Genomic DNA, 17,906 nt, shown 5'->3' with positions numbered 1-17,906 from the left:
CCGTTATCCGCGACAATGACCGGCCCCGTATCCCGCTCCTGCCAATGTCCCGACTCCAGTTCCAACTGCTCGGCCGCGACGGTGCGGCCCGCCGCGGCCGCCTGAGCTTCCCGCGCGGCACCATCGAGACCCCGGCCTTCATGCCGGTGGGCACCTACGGGTCGGTCAAGGGCATCCTGCCCGAGCACATCAAGGAGTTGGGCGCCGAGATCATCCTCGGCAACACCTTCCACTTGTACCTGCGCCCCGGCCTCCAGGTCATCGAGGAGCACGGCGGCCTGCACGGCTTCGCCCGCTGGGACAAGCCGATCCTGACCGACTCCGGCGGCTTCCAGGTGTTCTCGCTGGCGCACCGGCGCAAGATCACCGAGGCCGGGGTGACCTTCGCCTCGCCGACCGACGGCGCCCGGGTGTTCCTCGGTCCCGAGGAGAGCATGCGAATCCAGAAGGTGCTGGACAGCGACATCGTGATGATCTTCGACGAGTGCCCGCCGGTGAACGTCGACGGCAAGCCGGTGGACCGGCGCGTGGTCGAGCGCTCGATGGAACTGTCGCTGCGCTGGGCCGAACGCTCCCGGCGCGCCCACGAGGGCAACGACGCGGCGCTGTTCGGCATCGTGCAGGGCGGCGTGCACCACGAGCTGCGCACGCGCTCGGCCGAAGGGCTGAAGGCGATCGGCTTCGACGGCTACGCGATCGGCGGCCTGGCGGTCGGCGAGACCGAGGCCGAGCGCAATGCGATGCTCGAACACACCTGCCCGCAGCTACCGGCCGATCGGCCGCGCTACCTGATGGGCGTCGGCCGGCCGGAGGACCTGGTCGAGGCGGTCGCGCGCGGCGTGGACATGTTCGACTGCGTGATGCCGACCCGCAACGCCCGCAACGGCCACTACTTCACCTCCACCGGCACCGTGCGCATCCGCAATTCGAAATACGAGCACGACCTGCAGCCGATCGAGCCGGGCTGCGGCTGCCATGCCTGCCGCAACGGCTTCACCCGCGCCTACCTGCGCCACCTGGACCGCTGCAACGAGATGCTCGCGCCGATGCTCGGCACCCTGCACAACCTCTGGTACTACCAGCAGGTGATGGCGGGCATGCGTGCCGCAATCACCGAGGGGCGCTTCGCCGATTTCCGCGCGGGCTTCTACGCCGCCCGGGGGATGCCGGCGCCGGTGGCCTGAGCGGCAGGCGGGCCGTGCGGTCGGCGGGCCGGGCAGGGACGTGCGCGCACCGCCAGGGAACCATGCGCCCCGTTTGCCGGTCATTGACCCGCCAGCCCCGCCGCCGCCGGCGTCCGGCACGCCCTTCGGACGGGAACCGGGCCGGCGTGGCATAATTCCCGGCTGTTTTTTCCCAGAGACGGAACAAGTCCATGAATCTGCTCGATTTCCTGAACGTCCCGGTATTCGCGCAGGCGGCTCCCGCCGGTGGCGGCCTGAGCATGCTGGTGATGCCGATCGCCCTGATCGCCATCATGTATTTCCTGATGATCCGCCCGCAGATGAAGCGCGCCAAGGAACACAAGGCGATGCTGGACAAGCTCTCGCGCGGCGACGAGGTCATCACCTCCGGCGGCATCGCCGGCACCGTCACCGACATCGGCGACAACTTCATCACCCTCGAGGTGGCCGACGGCGTGCGCGTGCGCGTGCAGAAGGGCGCCATCGGCAACGTGCTGCCGAAAGGCACGCTGAAGTCGGCCTGACATCCCCTTTCCACACTGCTGAGCGCGGGTCCGCCAAGGGCCTGCGCGGGTTGCCGCAATGCTCGAATTCCCGCGCTGGAAATACTTCCTCATCCTGATCATCCTGGCGGTCAGCGCGCTGTACGCGCTGCCCAACGTCTACCAGAAGGATCCCTCGGTCCAGATCACCGCCAACCGCGGCGCCGCGCTGGACGATGCGCTGCGATCGCGCGTGGCGGCCGACCTGGCGCAGCAGGGCGTGCAGGTCAAGGGCGTCGCGCTGGAAGGCGGCAGCCTGATGGTGCGCCTGCACGACCTGGACGCGCAGACCCGCGCCGCCGACGTGCTGCGCGGCGACCTGGGCGAGAACTACACGGTCGCGCTGAACCTGGCCTCGACCGTGCCGGACTGGCTGGACAACCTGGGCGCACAGCCGATGGTGCTGGGCCTGGACCTGCAGGGCGGCGTGCACTTCGTTCTGCAGGTGGACCAGCCGGCCGCGCTGGAAAAGCGCATGGATGCCTATGTCGAGGAAGTGCGGGTCACCCTGCGCGACAACCGCATCGGCTACCAGTCGGTCGAGCGCCGCCGCGACCACAGCATCGTCGCCACGCTGAGCCCGTCCAACGACGCCGAGGCCATCGCCAAGGCGCGCAAGCTGCTGACCACCGCGCAGCCGACCCTGACCCAGACCCTGTCCGGCCACCAGCTCACCCTGCAGGTGCCGGAGAGCGAACTGGCGCAGATCGCCACCGGCGCCATCGAGCAGAACATCACCACCCTGCGCAACCGCGTCAACGAGCTGGGCGTGTCCGAGCCGATCATCCAGCGCCAGGGCAACGATCGCGTGGTCGTGCAGCTGCCGGGCGTGCAGGACACCGCGGCGGCCAAGCGCATGATCGGCGCCACTGCCACGCTGGAATACCGCGCCGTGGTCGAGGGCAACGCCGCCGACGCGCTGGCCACCGGCCGCATCCCGCCGGAGGCCAAGGTCTACTACCGCCGCGACAGCGGCGAGCCGATCCTGCTCAACAAGCGCGTGATCGTCACCGGCGACCAGATGGTCGGCGCGCAGTCCACGATGGACCAGAACGGCCAGCCGGCGGTGTCGGTCACGCTCAACAGCGTCGGCGGCCAGCGCATGTTCGACTTCACCAGCGTCAGCGTGAACAAGCCGATGGCGGTGGTCTACGTCGAGTACCTGCCGGAGGTGAAGATCGTCGACGGCAAGGAAGTGCATTCGACCCGGGTCAAGGAGGAAGTCATCTCCGTGGCCAACATCAACGGCGTGTTCGGCAAGCAGTTCCAGACCACCGGCCTGGCCAAGCCCGAGGCCGACGAACTGGCCAGGCAGCTCAAGTCCGGCTCGCTGGCCGCGCCGATGACCTTCATCGAGGAGCGCATCGTCGGCCCCAGCCTGGGCAAGGAGAACGTCGAGCGCGGCGTCACCGCGGTGCTGTACGCGTTCCTGTTCACCCTGATCTTCTTCACCGTCTACTACCGCATGTTCGGCGTGCTGACCTCGATGGCGCTGCTGTTCAACCTGCTGATCGTGGTGGCGGTGATGTCGCTGTTCGAGGCGACGATGACGCTGCCCGGCTTCGCCGGCCTGGCACTGTCGATCGGCCTGTCGGTGGACGCCAACGTGCTGATCAACGAGCGCATCCGCGAGGAACTGCGCGCCGGCGTGCCGCCCAAGGCGGCCATCGTGGCCGGCTACGAGAAGGCCGGCGGCACCATCCTCGACGCCAACCTGACCGCGATCATCGCCGGCGTGGCGCTGTACGCGTTCGGCACCGGGCCGCTGAAGGGCTTCGCGGTGACGCTGATCGTCGGCGTGCTGGCGTCGATGTTCACCGCCATCACCGTGTCGCGCGCGCTGGCCGTGCTGGTCTACAGCCGCCGCAAGAAACTCAAGTCCCTGGCGATCTGACGGGAGCCCTGCGAAAACCATGAAACTGTTCCCGCTGCATCTCATCCCCAACGACACCCGCATCGACTTCATGCGGATCCGTTGGGTGTCCATCACCGTGGCGGCGCTGCTGTTCGTCGCCTCGGTCGGCCTGATCGCCTTCAAGGGCTTCAACTACGCGCTGGACTTCACCGGCGGCACCGTCATCGAGACCCGCTTCGCCAAGCCGGCCAACGTCGACGAGGTGCGCGACCGCCTGGAGCAGGCCGGCTACGGCAGCGCGCAGGTGCAGAGCTTCGGCAGCGGCACCGACCTGCTGATCCGGCTGCAGCCGCGCGACGGCCAGAACACCACCGACGCCAACAACCGCACCGCGCAGGAAGTGCTGGCGGCGGTGTCCACGGCGGACAACGCGGCCACGGTGATGCGCACCGAGTTCGTCGGCCCGCAGGTCGGCAAGGAACTGGCGCTCAACGGCATCTACGCGGCGATCTTCGTGGTCGTCGGCTTCCTGATCTACATCGGCTTCCGCTTCGAGCTGAAGTTCGCGATCGTCGCCACGCTGACCACGATGTTCGACGTGCTGGTGGTGGCGGCGTTCTTCGCCGCGACCGGGCGCGAGTTCGACCTGACCGTGCTGGCCGGCCTGCTGTCGGTGATGGGCTTCTCGATCAACGACACCATCGTGGTGTTCGACCGCGTGCGCGAGAACTTCCGCAGCCTGCGCGTCGAGCCGCTGGAGGTGATGAACCGCTCGATCAACCAGACCCTGTCGCGCACCATCATCACCTCGGTGGTGTTCTTCCTGTCGGTGCTGGCGCTGTACCTGTACGGCGGCGGTTCGCTGGAAGGCCTGGCGTTGTCGCAGATGATCGGCGCGGTGATCGGCACGCTGTCCTCGATCTTCATCGCCTGCCCGCTGCTGACCGTCGGCTTCCTCAAGGTCACCAAGCAGGACCTGCTGCCCAGGGCCAAGGACGATCCGGCGCTGGCGCGCAGGCCCTGAAAGCCGGGAATGGGGAATCGGGAATCGGGAATCGGGAATGGGAAAAGCGGATCCCTGCCTGATGATCCTGTAGCCCGTTCCCTTCCTTCGTCGTAATGGAAAAGGCCGCGCATCGCGCGGCCTTTTTTCTTGGCTCCGTATTCAATGTGGGTAAGGAGAGGGGGATGTTTTTCTATTCCCTATTCCCCGTTCTCTATTCCCGCCGCCCTCCGGGCGGCCTTCAGAACGCCGCCGTGTATCCCGAAGAGACGATGGTCTTCTGCACCGCCTCGCAGACGCGGATGTTGCCGGCGACGATCTGCCGGCTGACCGCGGCCTTGTCGTCCATGCGCGGCAGGCTGGCGCCGCGGAAGTCGCAGACGCGGCCGCCGGCCTCGCGCACCAGCAGGGCGCCGGCGGCGATGTCCCAGGGCTTCACCCCGGCCTCGAAGTAGGCGTCGAGGCGGCCGCAGGCCACGTAGGCCAGGTCGAGCGCGGCCGAGCCGGTGCGGCGCACGTCCTCGGCGTGGACCAGCAGTTCGCGCACGGCCTCCAGTTGCGCGCCGGCACGGGCGCGCTCGCGCGGGGCGAAGCCGGTGGCGACGATCGCGCCAGCCAGTTCCTTGCGCTCGGTCACGCGGATCTTGCGCTCGTTGAGCTGCGCGCCGGCGCCGCGGCTGGCGGTGAACAGCTCGTTGCGCAGCGGGTCGAAGATCACCGCGTCGGTCGGCTCGCCGTTGTCGACCAGCGCCAGCGACACGCAGTAGTGCGGGAAGCCGCGCAGGTAGTTGCTGGTGCCGTCGAGCGGGTCGATGACCCAGTTGTAGCGGCCGCTGCGGCCGGCCTGGGTGCCGCCTTCCTCGCCGATCACGCCATAGTCCGGGTAGGCGCGGCGCAGTTCCTTGACGACCGCCTTCTCGGCGTCGGCGTCGACCTCGCTGGCGTAGTCCAGCCGGTCCTTCTGCACCACGTTCAGCGCATCGAGCCTGTTGATGTTGCGCAACAGGACGTTGCCCCCGAGCCGCGCGGCCTTGACCATGACGGTGACGACGGGATTGAGCATGGGCGACGGACCTCGGACGGGCGAAGGGAGCGGATTGGCGGCGGAAAAGAGCGGCACGGCGCGGTGGCCGGCGCGCGCAGTTTACCATTCCGTCCATGAAGACTCCCGATTCCGTGGCCGAAGCCCTGGCCGGCCGCTTCCGCATCGTGCTGGTCGGCACCCAGCATCCCGGCAACATCGGCGCGGCCGCGCGCGCGCTCAAGACGATGGGCCTGTCGCGGCTGGTGCTGGTGGCGCCGGAGGACTACCCGGCCGAGGAGGCGTTCCGCCGCGCCGCCGGCGCCGACGACCTGCTGGCGCAGGCGCAGGTCCACGCCACCCTGGCCGAGGCGGTGGCCGATTGCCGCTACGTGCTGGGCTGCACCGCGCGCAGCCGCCGGGTCGCGCTGGACGAGCTGCCGCCCCGGCAGGCCGCCGCGCGCGCGCTGGAGCGCGGCGCCGAGGGCGAGGTGGCGCTGGTGTTCGGCCGCGAACGCACCGGCCTGAGCAACGAGGAACTGCAGCTGTGCCACGCGGCCGTGCACATCCCGGCCAATCCGGAATACAGCTCGCTCAACCTGGCCGCCGCCGTGCAGGTGCTGGCCTACGAGCTGCGGCTGGCGCTGCTGGAATCGGCCGCCGCGCCGGCCGGCGCCGCCGCCGGACCCGGCACCGGCCACGAAGGCCCGGCCAGCCATGCGCAGATGGAGGGGTTCTTCGGACAGCTCGGGCAGACCCTGGACGACATCGACTTCCACAAGGGGCGCACCCCGGATTCGGCCATGCGCAAGCTGCGTCGGCTGTTCCTGCGCGCCGCGCTCAACGAGCAGGAGGTCCGGCTGCTGCGCGGCATCCTGGCCGACGCCCAGCGCATGGCCAGGCTGGCGCGCGGCGGCGCGGACTGAGCGCCTGCCCGGATCGTCTCACTGTCCGAAGCTCGCCGTTTCGGCTAGTCTTCACGCAGTCACTTCGGGGTTGCCTGTTTGCGTACTGCATGGTTCGGTCTGGCGCTGCTGCTCGGCGCTGCCATCGCCCCCGCGAACATCCCGCCGGCCCACGCCAGCAGCGATGACCAGGTGCTGGTGCTGGGCAGGATCAGCGACGACCCGCGCACGCACCACGAGCAGCTCAAGCCACTGCTGGACTACGTGGTCCCGCGCATGCGCGATGTCGGCATCACCGAGGGTCACATCCTGATGGCCCGCGACGTCCAGCAGATGACCAGCTACCTGCGCCGTGGCCGGGTGGACTGGGTCACCGAGACCGCCGGTGCGGCGATGCGGCTGCAGGAGCGCGCCGGCGCGCGCCCGCTGCTGCTGACCGAGCGCAGCGGCGCCGATCACTACCGCGGCGTGTTCTTCGTCCGCCGCGACAGCGGCATCGAGTCGCTGGCCGACCTCAAGGGGCGCACGGTCGCCTTCCAGAACACCGCCTCGACCAGCGCCTACTTCGCCCCGGCGGTGGAACTGCTCGACGCCGGCGTGCCGATGGAGATCCTGCTCTCGCCGATGGACCGGCCCGGGCCGGACTCGGTCGGCTACCTGTTCGCGCGCACCGAGCTGAACATCGCCACCTGGGTGCACAAGCGGCTGATCGACGTCGGCGTCATCAGCAACCTGGACTGGGAGGACGCGCGGCGCATCCCGCCGGCGTTCCGCAACGATTTCCGCATCATCCACCAGACGCCGGACTACCCGCGCGCGCTGGAGGTGGTGCGCGGCGATCTCGACCCGAAGGTGCAGGCGCGCCTGCGCGAGGTGCTGCTGGAAGCCGCGGGCGACCCGGCCGCGCGGCAGGCGCTGCAGCTGTTCTTCGGCACCACCGGGTTCCAGCCCATCGACGCCGAATCCCGGCGCGCGCTGGATCACCTGCGCCGCGGCGTGCTGCGCGTGCGCGAGCAAATCGAATGAAGCCGCTGCGGTTCGGCCTGCAGGCGCGCTTCCTGCTGGCGATGGCGGCGATGCTGCTGGTCGTGCTGGCGCTGATCGCGCTGCTGCTGCACCGGCAGCAGGTGATGCAGCGCGAGGTCGGCAAGCTGGGGCGCGAGTCGCTGGGCGAGATGGTCGAGCAGAACCTGCGTCGGCATGGCGAGTCCACGGTGTCGCGGCTGGCCGACGCGCTGACCAACCCGGTGTACTACTTCGACCTGGACACCATCGGCAGCATCGTGCGCAGCGCGCAGCGCGACGTCGACGTCGACTACGTGCTGGTCTACGACAGCCAGGGCCGGATCATCCATGACGGCACCGACGAGATCGCCGTGTACGGCCAGCTGATGGACGACCCGCTGGCCTACGAGGCGATCACCGCGCAGGGCCAGCATGCGCAGTGGTCGGCGCAGATCCTCGACATCTCCCAGCCCATCCTGGTCGGCAACGAGCGCATCGGCGGGGTGCGGGTGGGCTATTCGATCGCCTCGGTCCGCGCCTACGAGCAGAAGGTGGTGGAAGCCGCGCGCGGGCGCCTGATCGCGCTGGGCCAGCGCAACCTGCTATGGGTGGCGCTGCTGCTGCTGGCGCTGGTGGCGGTCAGCGTGACCGTGGTGGTCTACGTCCAGCGCACGCTGGTGCGGCCGATCCGCCAACTGGCGCGGGCCGCGCACGCCATCGAGGTCGGCGACTACAACGGCGAACGGCTGACCAGCGAGCGGCAGGACGAGGTCGGCGAGCTGGTGCGCGCCTTCGGCAGCATGAGCGACAGCATCGCCCGCCACGATCGCGACGTGCGGCAGATGGCCTACACCGATTCGCTGACCGGGCTGACCAACCGGCTGGCGTTCCGCGAGAGCCTGGACCACCGGCTGATGATGCTGCGCGGGGCGGGCCGGCAGCTGGCGCTGCTGTTCGCCGACATCGACGACTTCAAGCGGGTCAACGACACCCTCGGCCACGAGGCCGGCGACGAGGTGCTGCAGCAGTTCGCCAACCGCATCCGCGACGCGGTCGAGCAGCTCGGCGGCGACGACGCGCTGCTGTCGCGCTTCGGCGGCGACGAGTTCGTGATCCTGATCCAGGATGGCGACGTGCGCGCCAGCGCCACCCGCCTGGCCGAGCGGCTGGTCGCCGACCTCGGCCGGCCGATCGCCATCCACGACCGGCAGGTGTTCCTCGGCACTTCGATCGGCATCACCCTGTTCCCGGAGGACGCCTCCGGCGCGACCGCGCTGATGAAGAACGGCGACATCGCCATGTACCAGGCCAAGGTCGCCGGCAAGAACTGCTACCGCTTCTACAGCCGCGCGATGGACCAGGCGGTCGAGCGCCGGGTGCGGCTGGAGCACGAGCTGCGCGGCGCCTGGGAGCGCGGCGAGCTGAGCCTGGTCTACCAGCCGGTGTTCCGCCTGGTGGACAACAGGATCGTCGGCGCCGAGGCGCTGCTGCGCTGGCAGCACCCGGAGATGGGCATGATCGCGCCGTCGGTGTTCATCGACGTGGCCGAGCAGAGCGGGCTCATCGAGAGCATCGGCCCGCGCGTGCTGCGCGCGGCCTGCGCGGCGGCCGCGCGCTGGGGGCAGAACAGGGATCCGATGGAGCTGCCGTTCGTGTCGGTCAACGTCTCGCCGCGCCAGCTGCGCAGCGGCGATCTGCCGGAACTGGTGGCCGAGTGCCTGCGCGAGAGCGGGCTGGCGTCCTCGCGCCTGCACCTGGAACTGACCGAGACCGCGGTCATCGCCGACGAGGCGCACGCCAGCGCGCTGCTGGCCACGCTGCACCGCACCGGGGTCAAGGTGTGGCTGGACGATTTCGGCACCGGCTTCTCGGGCCTGAGCCACCTGCGCCGGGTGCCGGTGGACGGGGTCAAGATCGACCGCAGCTTCATCGCCGACATGCTGCGCGACCCGGACGACCTGGCGCTGACCACCGCGATCATCGCGATGGCCCATTCGCTGGGCATCACCGTGGTCGCCGAGGGCGTGGAGAAGGAGGGCCAGTTCGAGCTGCTGCGCGATCGCGGCTGCAACCTCGCCCAGGGCTACTGGCTGGGCTATCCGGTCACCGCCGCCGAGTTCGCGCAACTGGTCGCATGACCGCTGGCGAAACCCTGTAGAGCCGGGCTTGCTCGGCTGTGCCGGCCACGGGAATCAGGAGCAGCGGAGCAAGCTCTACAGGGACAAAGGTCGCGGTGTGCGCGATGGCATGGCGCGCCGATCAGAACCAGCCGGCCACCACCCGTTGCAGCATGTGCAGCAGGTTGCCCGAGACCACGCCGAACACGACGATGGCGATGCTGCCGGACAGCCATGCCGCCAGCATCAGCGCGCCGTCGCGTTCCAGCAGGGCCAGCGCGTAGACCAGCAGCAGCACGCCGAACAGGTAGTTGGTGAACGGTATCGGCAGCGCCAGCAGCAATCCCAGCAGCAGCAGCTGCAGGCCGGTGAAGCAGCGCGCCACCCGGTGGTCCAGCACGACAGGCAGGCGCGGGCGCACGACCCTTTCCAGCCGCTGCAGCCAGGGCGAGAGCAGGGTGCGGAAGGTCATCAGCGCGCGGCGGTGCGGGCCGCGCCGGGCGACGAAGCCGGGCAGCCACATCCGCCCCAGGCCCAGCAGCAGCTGCACGCCGACCAGCACCACCAGCGGCCCGCCGATGGCGCCGCCGACGCCCGGGATGGGAATGAATGCCGGCAGCACGCCGAGGAACAGCAGCATGCCGAAGCCGCTCGGCCCCAGGCCGGAAAGCACGTCGCCCAGCTTCAGCATGTCGTCCGGGTGGCCGAGGGCGAAATCGTCGAGCAACTGGCGGGTGGTGGCGCCATGGGCGGGGCCGTCCTCGCCGGCGTCAGCCGGAGGTGTCATCTTCGGCTTCTTCCTCGACCCGCTGCAGCAGGATCTTGTCGATGCGCGCGCCGTCCAGGTCGACCACCTCGAAGCGCCAGCCGGCCCATTCGAAATGCTCGCCGACGTGCGGGATGCGGCCGAAGCGCTCGATCACCAGCCCGGCCACGGTGTTGTATTCCTCGTCGTCGGGCAGCGCCGCGCCGCCGATCAGCTCGCGCAGGTCGTCGTTGGGCAGCGAGCCGTCCACCAGCAGCGAGCCGTCCTCGCGCTGCACCACCAGCGGCGCCTCCTCGCGGTTCTCGGCGGCCTGCAGGCGGCCGACCACCGCGCCCATCAGGTCGCTGAGGGTGACCAGGCCCTGGATCTCGCCGTACTCGTCCACCACCAGCGCCAGCGACTGCTGCTCCTCGCGGAAGATCTCCAGCAGCTTCATCGCGTGGGTGGAGTCGGAGACGAACAGCGGCGGGCGCAGGTGGCGGAAGATTTCCGGGTGCGGATCGGTGAAGCGGTCCAGCAGCGACTTCACCTCCAGCACGCCGACCACGTCGTGGTCGCCGCCGCGGTAGACCGGGAAGCGCGAGAACTGCGACTGCCGCATGGTCGCGATGTTCTTCTCGTAGTCGGCGGCCTCGTCCAGCCAGACCACGCGCTTGCGCGGGGTCATCAGGCTGTCGGCGGTGCGGTCGCCCAGGCGCAGCACGCGGTTCATCATGTTGCGCTCGTCGACGTCGATCACGCCCTGCTCGTGGCCCTCGGCCACCAGCATGCGGATCTCCTCCTCGGTGATCGCGCCGGCCTCGTCCTTGCCCAGGCCGAGCAGGCGCAGCACCAGCCGGGTGCTCCTGGCCAGCAGCGCGACCGCCGGGGCGGCGATCCAAGCCAGCCAGCCCATCGGCAGGGCGACGAAGCCGGCGATCGGCTCGGAACGGGTGATCGCAAGGCGCTTGGGCACCAGTTCGCCGAAGATCAGCGTCAGGAAGGTGATCAGGGCCACCGCGATGCTGACCCCGAGGGTCTCGGCATAGGCGTTGGCGGCCGGGATCACGCGCTCGATCCAGGCGGCGATGGCCAGGCCGATGGACTTGCCGCCGAACAGGCCGGTCAGCACGCCGATCAGGGTGATGCCGATCTGCACGGTGGACAGGAAGTTCTCGGGCTTCTCGGCCAGATCCAGCGCCCGCTGCGCGCGGCGGCTGGTCAGCGCCATCTGCCGCAGCCGCGTCTTGCGCGAGGTCATCACCGACATCTCCGACATGGCGAAGAAGCCGTTGAGCAGGATCAGGACCAGGACCAGCAGCAGTTCAAGCACGCGCGGCCTCCCCGCGGGGCGGGACGGTCAGGGGCGTGCGGACGTGCCGGCGGCGACAGTGCGCGGGAGGGGGAGGGTCGTCTTCCATAGGCGTGCGCCCGGGGGCGCGGCGGGGAGTCTAGCAGACCGGGCGGTGAAGGCGGCCGTGACGGCCCGCCGCCGGCATTTTTGCCGATACCCCGTGCCACGGCCAGCCGCAACCCGTCATAATTCGCCCCTTGAAGAAGCCGTCCCTCCCGTGACGGTGGGATGTACGCGATGTTCTCGTTGCAGACGATTTTCGGTTCGGGCCAGCAGTTCTACACCCTGCTCGACGAGGCCGCGCAGGCCGCCTACGACAGCACCCAGGCCCTGCACGCGATGATGAGGACCACCGAGCGCCAGCCGGCGCTGGACGCCTTCAAGCTGGCGCGCCTGCGCGAGCGCACCGCCTCGGAGAAGATCGGCCAGGCGCTGGTGGACAGCTTCATCACCCCGATCGAGCGCGAGGACATCGAGGCGCTGGGCTCGGCGCTGTACAAGATCCCCAAGCAGGTCGAGAAGTTCGCCGACCGCTACTCGCTGGCGCTGCAGCACCTGGAGGGCATCGACTTCGCCCCGCGCGCGGCGATGCTGGAGCAGGCCGCGGCGGTGGTGGTGGACATGGTCCACGAACTGAAGAAGATGAACCTGGATCGCATGACCGCGCTCAACGAGAAGCTGCGCGCGATCGAGAACGAGGCCGACCGGCTGATGCTGGAGCTGTACCGCGACATCTATTCCGGCCGCCTGGACAACCTGCAGATGTTCCTGCTCAAGGAGTTCTTCGAGATCCTGGAAAAGGCCATCGACCGCTGCCGCGAGGCCGGCGTGGTGGCCTACCAGATCGTGCTGAAGAACAGCTGAGACGCGGACGATGCTGACCCTGGTCCTCGTCGTCATCCTGGCCGCGCTCGTCTTCGAGTTCATCAACGGCTTCCACGACACCGCCAACTCCATCGCCACCGTGGTGGCGACCAAGGTGCTCTCGCCCGGGCAGGCGGTGATGCTGGCGGCGGTGATGAACCTCATCGGCGCGCTGACCGGCACCGCGGTGGCCAAGACCATCGCCTCGGGCCTGGTCGACACCAGCGTGGTCGAGGTCACCTCGCAGGTGATCCTGTGCGCGCTGCTGGGCGGCATCATCTGGAACCTGATCACCTGGTGGAAGGGCCTGCCGTCGTCGTCCTCGCACGCGCTGATCGGCGGCCTGTGCGGCGCCGCGCTGGCCGCCGCGCACAACGACTGGGGCGCGCTGATCTGGTCGGAGACGGTCGGCAACTGGACGCAGAACAAGGGCATCCTGTGGAAGGTGGTGCTGCCGATGATCAGCTCGCCGATCGCCGGCTTCCTGCTCGGCATCGTGGTGATGCTGCTGCTGTGGGCGCTGATCAGCGCGATGAGCCGGATCGGCGGGGTGCTGGGACGGTTGGCGCGGCCGCGCTGGGTCAACACCATCTTCGGCAAGGCGCAGATCCTGTCGGCCGCCTACATGGGCTACGCGCACGGCCACAACGACGCGCAGAAGACCATGGGCATCATCGCGCTGACCCTGTTCGGCGCCGAGGCGACCGGCGCGCTGGACGACCTGCCGGGCTGGCTGGCGTTCCTGCACCCGGGCAGCGGCGAGCAGGACATCGCGATGTGGATCGTCATCACCTGCGCCATCGTGATGGCGCTGGGCACCGCCTCGGGCGGCTGGAAGATCATCAAGACGCTGGGCCACAAGATGGTCAAGCTGCACCCGATCAACGGCTTCGCCGCCGAGACCAGCTCGGCCACCATCCTGACCGTGGCCGCGCACTTCGGCATGCCGGTATCGACCACCCACAGCATCTCCACCGCGATCATGGGCGTGGGCTTCGCCAAGAACCCGCGCGCGCTGAAGTTCAGCGTGATCGAGCGCATCCTGTGGGCATGGATCCTGACCATCCCCGCCGCCGGCGGCATCGCCTACGGACTGCTGCGCGGGCTGGAGGCGATGGGGTGGGCTTGAGGGAAGGGAACAGAGGCTAGGGGCTAGGGGCGAGAACAGCGCGCCGCTTTTGGGTTCATCGTCCCAGCGCAAAACTAGAGTGTTAACAACAGTACGTCATCCCTGTTGCTGGTGCCTTGAGAAAGCAAAGACAGAAACAAAATGGATCCCAGCTTGCGCTGGGATGAGGAGCTAAAGGCGATACGCTTTTTCCCGGTCCCCGGTCCCCGGTCCCCGGTCCCCGGTCCCCGGTCCCCGGTCCCCGGTCCCCGCTAAAGCAAATCGCCTCCCGCCGACAGCGCCCGCTCCATGCTGTCGCCGAGGCCGCCGATCTCCAGGATCAGGCGGTCCACCTCGGCCGGGCTCAGGCCGTCGTAGGGGCGGTTCTCGCACAGTTGCAGGTAGGGCACGCCGTCGAGTTCGCCGATGGCCAGGTAGCCGACGCTGCTCTGCCAGTTGAACGACAGCGCGCGGCGGGCGTCGATGCCGGTGATGGGGGCGATCACCGTGCTCACGCGCAGGTAGTCGCGCTGGTCGTCGTTGCCCAGTTCGGACAGGAAGATCTGCTGGTGGCGGCTGCCGTTGCCCAGCGACAGTTCCACGCAGGCCACGTAGGGGTCGTGCATGGTGACCTTGTAGCCGGCGGTATGCAGGTGTCCGCGGATCTGCTCGAAGTTCTGCATGGCGTTGGCTCCGTGGCGGTGGGGAACGTTTATGCTAATCCGCAATGGACGCCAAGTCTGCCGAACAGTGCATCCTCGCCGCGATCCGCGCGATTCCGCACGGGCAGGTCGCCGGCTACGGGCAGGTCGCCCGGCGCGCCGGATTGCCCGGGCGCGCGCGGCTGGTGGCGCGCATCCTGTCCACCCACGAGATCCCGGATCTGCCCTGGCACCGGGTGCTGCGCTCGGACGGGCGCATCGCGTTCCCGGAAGGCTCGCGCGGTTTCCGCGAGCAGTCGCAGCGCCTGCGCGCCGAGGGCGTGCGGGTGGAAAGGGGACGGGTGAGGATGCCGGCGGCGGAACGGACGCTGGACGAGGCGATCTGGGGGCCGGGCTGAATCGCGGCGGGTGGGTTCTCCCCTGGTTGCGCGACGTGCTGTAGAGCCGGGCTTGCTCGGCTGCGGAGGCACGGAAGCGAAAGGCAGCCGGGCAAGCTCGGCTCTACAGCGAGGAAAAGATGGATGGCCGGCGAGGCGGGCATCTCGCATGCACGACGCTGCGGGTATCCTGTGCCGGACCGACGATATCGAGAGCGCCATGTTCCCCCGATTGCTTCCCGTCACCCGCGCGCTGCTGATCGCCAACACGGCGGTATTCCTGCTGCAGATGTTCCTGACCCGGCAGATCACCGGCGCGTTCGAGTTGTGGCCGCTGAACTTCAGCGGCTACGACCTGCCCGGATTCCCGTTCATGCCCTGGCAACTGCTGACCAGCGGCTTCATGCATGGCGATTTCGGCCACCTGCTGTTCAACATGCTGGCGCTGTGGGTGTTCGGTTCGCCGCTGGAGGCGACCTGGGGCGAGCGCCGCTTCCTCACCTACTATCTGGTCTGCCTGGTCGGCGCCAACCTGTGCCAGCTGGCGGTGACTTCATTCATCGTCGCGCAGGGCGGGCCGGCATATCCGTCGCTGGGCGCGTCCGGCGGCGTGTTCGGCCTGCTGCTCGGCTACGGCATGCTGTTCCCGAACAACCGCATGATCATCTTCCCGATCCCGTTCGAGATCCGCGCGCGCACGCTGGTCATCATCTACGGCGCGATCGCGCTGCTGTTCGGCGTGACCGGCTGGCAGCCGGGCGTGGGTCACTTCGCGCACCTGGGCGGGATGGTGTTCGGCTGGCTGATGATCCGCTACTGGCGCGGGCAGCCGCCGTTCGACAGGCGCAAGCCGCCGCGGCCGCCGCTGCGCAGCGTGCGCTGAGTGCACAAGTGCCTTGAGTGCCCTCATCCGGCTCTTCGAGCCACCTTCTCCCGCTTGCGGGAGAAGGAAGGGTCTTGGTTGCAAACTCCTCGGACGAGCCGAGGGCTGATCCTGCTCAGCGCCAGATGCGCAACTGCTCGCCCTCGGCCAGTTGCATCGGCTGGCCGGCCTTGCAGGAGAAGGTTTCGGCGAACGCCGGCAGGTTGACCAGCGGGCCGTTGACGCGCCACTGGCCGGGCGCGTGCATGTCGGTGCCGGCGCGCTGGGTGGCGTCGGGCCTGGACAGGTTTTGCGCCCACAGCCGCGCCCAGGCCTTGAAGAAGTCCTGGCGCGCGGCCGGCGTGGCCTGCGGCTCGGCGGCCAGGTAGGCGTCCCAGGCCAGTTCCAGGCCGGCCAGGTCGGCCAGGTTCTCGTCCTGGGTCAGGCGGCCGTTGACCTTCACTCCCCCCAGGCCGGGATAGGCGTAGCGGTCGTACTGGCCGGCGATGCGCGCACCGAGGCCGCTCCAGGCGGCGGTGTCGGCCGGCGTCCACCAGTCGCGCAGTTCGCCCTTGGCGTCGATCATGCGGCCCTTGCCGTCGAAGCCGCGGCTCAGCTCGTGGCCGACCATCGCGCCGAACGAGCCGTACTGGCTGGCGCTGGGCTGGTCGCTGTCGAACACCGCGTTCTGCAACACCGCCGCGGTGATGATCAGGCGGTTCTGCGCCAGGTCGTAGGCCAGCGCCGGCTGCTGCGGCAGCACGTCCCAGCGGCGGTCGGCGTTGCCCTTGCCGATCCGCTTCATCTCCTCGCGGTGGCGCCAGGTCGAGGCGATCAGCATGTTGCCGCCGAAGCTGCCGCGGCCCATCGGCTGCACGGTGTAGTCCAGGTCGCGTCGCGGCGTGCCGACCTCGATCTTCAGCCGGGCCAGCTTGTCGGCGGCCTCGGCCTTGGCGGCGGGGCTCATCCAGGCGTTGCGTTCCAGGCCGCGGGCCAGCGCCTGCCGGACCTGGTCGGTGATCTGCTCGGCGCGCTTGCGGTGCTCGGCGCTGACGTAGCGCGCGGCGTACTCGCGGCCCAGCATCGGGCCGGCGGCCAGGTTGATGGCGTCGAGCACCTGCTGCCAGCGCGGCGCCGGCGCGGTCTGCCCGCGCAGCACGCGGCCGCGGAATTCGAACTCGGCGTCGCGCCAGGCCTTGGCCAGGTACGGCGCCATCGAATCGCCGACGCGCCAGCGCAGGTAGGCCTTCCACTGCTCGGGCTTGAGGCCGGCGACCAGCGCGTCGATCTGCTTGAACAGCGCCGGGTCGGCCAGCGACACCACGTCGTCGTTGACGCCCTGCGCCTTCAGGAACGCGTCCAGCTGCAGGTTGCGGTACTGCTTGCCGAGATCCTTGGTCGGCACCGGCGCGTAGTTGGCCAGCGGGTTGGCCAGGTCCTTGATCGAGCGCGAATGCTGGGCCAGCCGGGTCTCCAGGTCGATGACCAGCTGCGCCTCGGCGTCCAGCCTGGCCTGCGGCGTGCCGGTCAGCGCCAGCACCTGCTTGACGTAGGCGCGGTAGCGGCCGAGCAGTTCGCGCGCGGCCGGATCGGCGCTGGTGTAGTAGGCCGGATCGGGCAGGCCCAGGCCGTCCTGCATGAAGTAGCCGATGTGGCGGTCCAGCGCGTCCAGGTCCACGTCCGGGCTGAAGCTGAAGGCGACCGGGATGCCGACCTGGTGCAGCGCGGCGATCGCCGCCGGCACGTCCCTGGCGCGCTTGATCGCGTTGATGCGGTCCAGCAGCGGGGCGATCGGCGCGGCGCCGTCGCGCTCGACCGCGGCCTCGTCCAGGCCGCTGGCCCAGAAGTCGCCGAGCAGCTTCTGCACGTTGCCCTGCGGCGAGCGCATCGCCGCGTCGAGCAGGTCGCGCTGCTGCTGCACGATGTCGGCGCGCAGCTGGCCCAGCAGGGTGACCGAGGCGATGCCGTCGGCCGGGGCCGGGTTGGCCTTGAGCCAGTCGGCGTTGGCGGTGGCGTAGAAGTCGGTGCAGGCCGGGGCGACGGCGGGGGCGCGGGCGGCGGCACGCTTCCTCTGCGCCTGGGCGTCGGGGACGGCCAGCGTGGCGACCAGGGCGAGGGCAAGCAGGGCGGGTTTGCCGAACACGGCACGCATCGCGGGCATCGGGTGGATCCGTACGGGAAAAGACGGCGGATTCTAGCAAGCGCCGCACGCGTGGCCGGTGAACGGCCGGCACAGTTCCGGCGCGGTGGCGCGGGCAAAAGGAAGGCCCGGCGATGCCGGGCCTTCGAGGGGTGCCGCCGT

16 protein-coding genes are annotated in these 17,906 nt (G+C 69.4%); 11 read left to right on the top strand and 5 right to left on the bottom strand.

Annotation, left to right across the window (positions count from 1 at the left end; genetic code table 11):
* Positions 1 to 44 precede the first annotated feature (44 nt).
* From tgt to secF, 4 genes are all read left to right on the top strand, one after another.
* Complete coding sequence (gene tgt / locus AAG688_RS12720) at positions 45 to 1,184, top strand: tRNA guanosine(34) transglycosylase Tgt (RefSeq protein WP_411832612.1); 1,140 nt, start codon at positions 45 to 47, stop codon at positions 1,182 to 1,184.
* A gap of 191 nt (positions 1,185 to 1,375) precedes the next feature.
* Entirely contained in the window at positions 1,376 to 1,708 is a 333-nt protein-coding gene (yajC, locus tag AAG688_RS12715; RefSeq protein ID WP_411832611.1) for a preprotein translocase subunit YajC, read from the top strand.
* 58 nt (positions 1,709 to 1,766) lie between these two features.
* Positions 1,767 to 3,620 carry a protein translocase subunit SecD gene (gene secD, locus AAG688_RS12710; protein WP_411832610.1) on the top strand — a complete coding sequence of 618 codons (1,854 nt, stop codon included), beginning with the start codon at positions 1,767 to 1,769 and terminating at the stop codon, positions 3,618 to 3,620.
* A gap of 19 nt (positions 3,621 to 3,639) precedes the next feature.
* Complete coding sequence (secF, locus tag AAG688_RS12705) at positions 3,640 to 4,605, top strand: protein translocase subunit SecF (protein WP_411832609.1); 966 nt, start codon at positions 3,640 to 3,642, stop codon at positions 4,603 to 4,605.
* 220 nt (positions 4,606 to 4,825) lie between these two features.
* Here the strand turns inward: secF and AAG688_RS12700 are convergent, their stop codons facing one another.
* Positions 4,826 to 5,647 (bottom strand): inositol monophosphatase family protein, encoded by an 822-nt coding sequence (locus AAG688_RS12700; protein ID WP_411832608.1) that lies wholly within the window; start codon positions 5,645 to 5,647, stop codon positions 4,826 to 4,828.
* Between the two features lie 95 nt (positions 5,648 to 5,742).
* Here AAG688_RS12700 and AAG688_RS12695 point away from each other — a divergent pair, with 95 nt between their 5' ends.
* The 3 genes from AAG688_RS12695 (at position 5,743) to AAG688_RS12685 (ending at position 9,653) form a co-directional block, all read left to right on the top strand.
* Positions 5,743 to 6,531 carry an RNA methyltransferase gene (locus tag AAG688_RS12695; RefSeq protein WP_411832607.1) on the top strand — a complete coding sequence of 263 codons (789 nt, stop codon included), beginning with the start codon at positions 5,743 to 5,745 and terminating at the stop codon, positions 6,529 to 6,531.
* A gap of 123 nt (positions 6,532 to 6,654) precedes the next feature.
* Positions 6,655 to 7,536, top strand: a complete 882-nt coding sequence (locus AAG688_RS12690; protein WP_411835004.1) for a phosphate/phosphite/phosphonate ABC transporter substrate-binding protein — start codon at positions 6,655 to 6,657, stop codon at positions 7,534 to 7,536.
* Positions 7,533 to 9,653, top strand: a complete 2,121-nt coding sequence (locus AAG688_RS12685) for a putative bifunctional diguanylate cyclase/phosphodiesterase (protein ID WP_411832606.1) — start codon at positions 7,533 to 7,535, stop codon at positions 9,651 to 9,653. The genes AAG688_RS12690 and AAG688_RS12685 overlap by 4 nt, the downstream gene beginning before the upstream one ends.
* A 121-nt stretch (positions 9,654 to 9,774) precedes the next feature.
* Here the strand turns inward: AAG688_RS12685 and AAG688_RS12680 are convergent, their stop codons facing one another.
* Entirely contained in the window at positions 9,775 to 10,419 is a 645-nt protein-coding gene (locus AAG688_RS12680) for an exopolysaccharide biosynthesis protein (protein ID WP_411832605.1), read from the bottom strand.
* Positions 10,403 to 11,710 carry a hemolysin family protein gene (locus AAG688_RS12675; RefSeq protein WP_411832604.1) on the bottom strand — a complete coding sequence of 436 codons (1,308 nt, stop codon included), beginning with the start codon at positions 11,708 to 11,710 and terminating at the stop codon, positions 10,403 to 10,405. Before AAG688_RS12675 ends, AAG688_RS12680 begins: the two co-directional genes overlap by 17 nt.
* A 258-nt stretch (positions 11,711 to 11,968) precedes the next feature.
* Between AAG688_RS12675 and AAG688_RS12670 the strand changes: the two genes are divergently transcribed.
* Both AAG688_RS12670 and AAG688_RS12665 read left to right on the top strand, forming a co-directional pair.
* Positions 11,969 to 12,595: a DUF47 domain-containing protein gene (locus tag AAG688_RS12670; protein WP_411832603.1), complete on the top strand. Its 627-nt coding sequence runs from the start codon at positions 11,969 to 11,971 to the stop codon at positions 12,593 to 12,595.
* A gap of 10 nt (positions 12,596 to 12,605) precedes the next feature.
* On the top strand, positions 12,606 to 13,724 hold the full coding sequence (locus tag AAG688_RS12665) for an anion permease (RefSeq protein WP_411832602.1): 1,119 nt from the start codon (positions 12,606 to 12,608) through the stop codon (positions 13,722 to 13,724).
* 251 nt (positions 13,725 to 13,975) lie between these two features.
* On the opposite strand, the gene AAG688_RS12660 is transcribed toward AAG688_RS12665, so the two are convergent.
* Positions 13,976 to 14,386: a hypothetical protein gene (locus tag AAG688_RS12660; RefSeq protein WP_411832601.1), complete on the bottom strand. Its 411-nt coding sequence runs from the start codon at positions 14,384 to 14,386 to the stop codon at positions 13,976 to 13,978.
* Between the two features lie 44 nt (positions 14,387 to 14,430).
* Between AAG688_RS12660 and AAG688_RS12655 the strand changes: the two genes are divergently transcribed.
* Together AAG688_RS12655 and AAG688_RS12650 are read left to right on the top strand one after the other, a co-directional pair.
* A complete protein-coding gene (locus AAG688_RS12655) occupies positions 14,431 to 14,763 on the top strand; it encodes an MGMT family protein (RefSeq protein WP_411832600.1) in 333 nt (110 codons plus the stop codon).
* A 199-nt stretch (positions 14,764 to 14,962) separates the two neighbouring features.
* Positions 14,963 to 15,625: a rhomboid family intramembrane serine protease gene (locus tag AAG688_RS12650; protein WP_411835002.1), complete on the top strand. Its 663-nt coding sequence runs from the start codon at positions 14,963 to 14,965 to the stop codon at positions 15,623 to 15,625.
* Positions 15,626 to 15,740: 115 nt separating this feature from the next.
* Here AAG688_RS12650 and AAG688_RS12645 read toward each other — a convergent pair whose 3' ends face one another.
* The gene (locus AAG688_RS12645; protein ID WP_411835001.1) at positions 15,741 to 17,756 is read right to left on the bottom strand and encodes a M13 family metallopeptidase; all 2,016 of its coding nucleotides are present in this window, start codon (positions 17,754 to 17,756) and stop codon (positions 15,741 to 15,743) included.
* Positions 17,757 to 17,906: the final 150 nt, after the last annotated feature.

It is taken from the genome of Pseudoxanthomonas mexicana, assembly GCF_046736355.1.
Taxonomy (GTDB): Bacteria; Pseudomonadota; Gammaproteobacteria; order Xanthomonadales; family Xanthomonadaceae; genus Pseudoxanthomonas_A; species Pseudoxanthomonas_A mexicana_B.
The sequence above is the reverse complement of the archived record's forward strand: the minus strand, read 5'-3'. Positions and strand labels throughout refer to the sequence as shown.

Excerpts from the sequence above, each read along its gene's own strand:
- tgt (WP_411832612.1), top strand. The coding sequence starts at position 45 with ATGTCCCGACTCCAGTTCCAACTGCTCGGCCGCGACGGTGCGGCCCGC.
- yajC (WP_411832611.1), top strand. The coding sequence starts at position 1,376 with ATGAATCTGCTCGATTTCCTGAACGTCCCGGTATTCGCGCAGGCGGCT.
- secD (WP_411832610.1), top strand. The coding sequence starts at position 1,767 with ATGCTCGAATTCCCGCGCTGGAAATACTTCCTCATCCTGATCATCCTG.
- secF (WP_411832609.1), top strand. The coding sequence starts at position 3,640 with ATGAAACTGTTCCCGCTGCATCTCATCCCCAACGACACCCGCATCGAC.
- AAG688_RS12700 (WP_411832608.1), bottom strand. The coding sequence starts at position 5,647 with ATGCTCAATCCCGTCGTCACCGTCATGGTCAAGGCCGCGCGGCTCGGG.
- AAG688_RS12695 (WP_411832607.1), top strand. The coding sequence starts at position 5,743 with ATGAAGACTCCCGATTCCGTGGCCGAAGCCCTGGCCGGCCGCTTCCGC.
- AAG688_RS12685 (WP_411832606.1), top strand. The coding sequence starts at position 7,533 with ATGAAGCCGCTGCGGTTCGGCCTGCAGGCGCGCTTCCTGCTGGCGATG.
- AAG688_RS12680 (WP_411832605.1), bottom strand. The coding sequence starts at position 10,419 with ATGACACCTCCGGCTGACGCCGGCGAGGACGGCCCCGCCCATGGCGCC.
- AAG688_RS12670 (WP_411832603.1), top strand. The coding sequence starts at position 11,969 with ATGTTCTCGTTGCAGACGATTTTCGGTTCGGGCCAGCAGTTCTACACC.
- AAG688_RS12665 (WP_411832602.1), top strand. The coding sequence starts at position 12,606 with ATGCTGACCCTGGTCCTCGTCGTCATCCTGGCCGCGCTCGTCTTCGAG.
- AAG688_RS12660 (WP_411832601.1), bottom strand. The coding sequence starts at position 14,386 with ATGCAGAACTTCGAGCAGATCCGCGGACACCTGCATACCGCCGGCTAC.
- AAG688_RS12655 (WP_411832600.1), top strand. The coding sequence starts at position 14,431 with ATGGACGCCAAGTCTGCCGAACAGTGCATCCTCGCCGCGATCCGCGCG.
- AAG688_RS12650 (WP_411835002.1), top strand. The coding sequence starts at position 14,963 with ATGTTCCCCCGATTGCTTCCCGTCACCCGCGCGCTGCTGATCGCCAAC.
- AAG688_RS12645 (WP_411835001.1), bottom strand. The coding sequence starts at position 17,756 with ATGCGTGCCGTGTTCGGCAAACCCGCCCTGCTTGCCCTCGCCCTGGTC.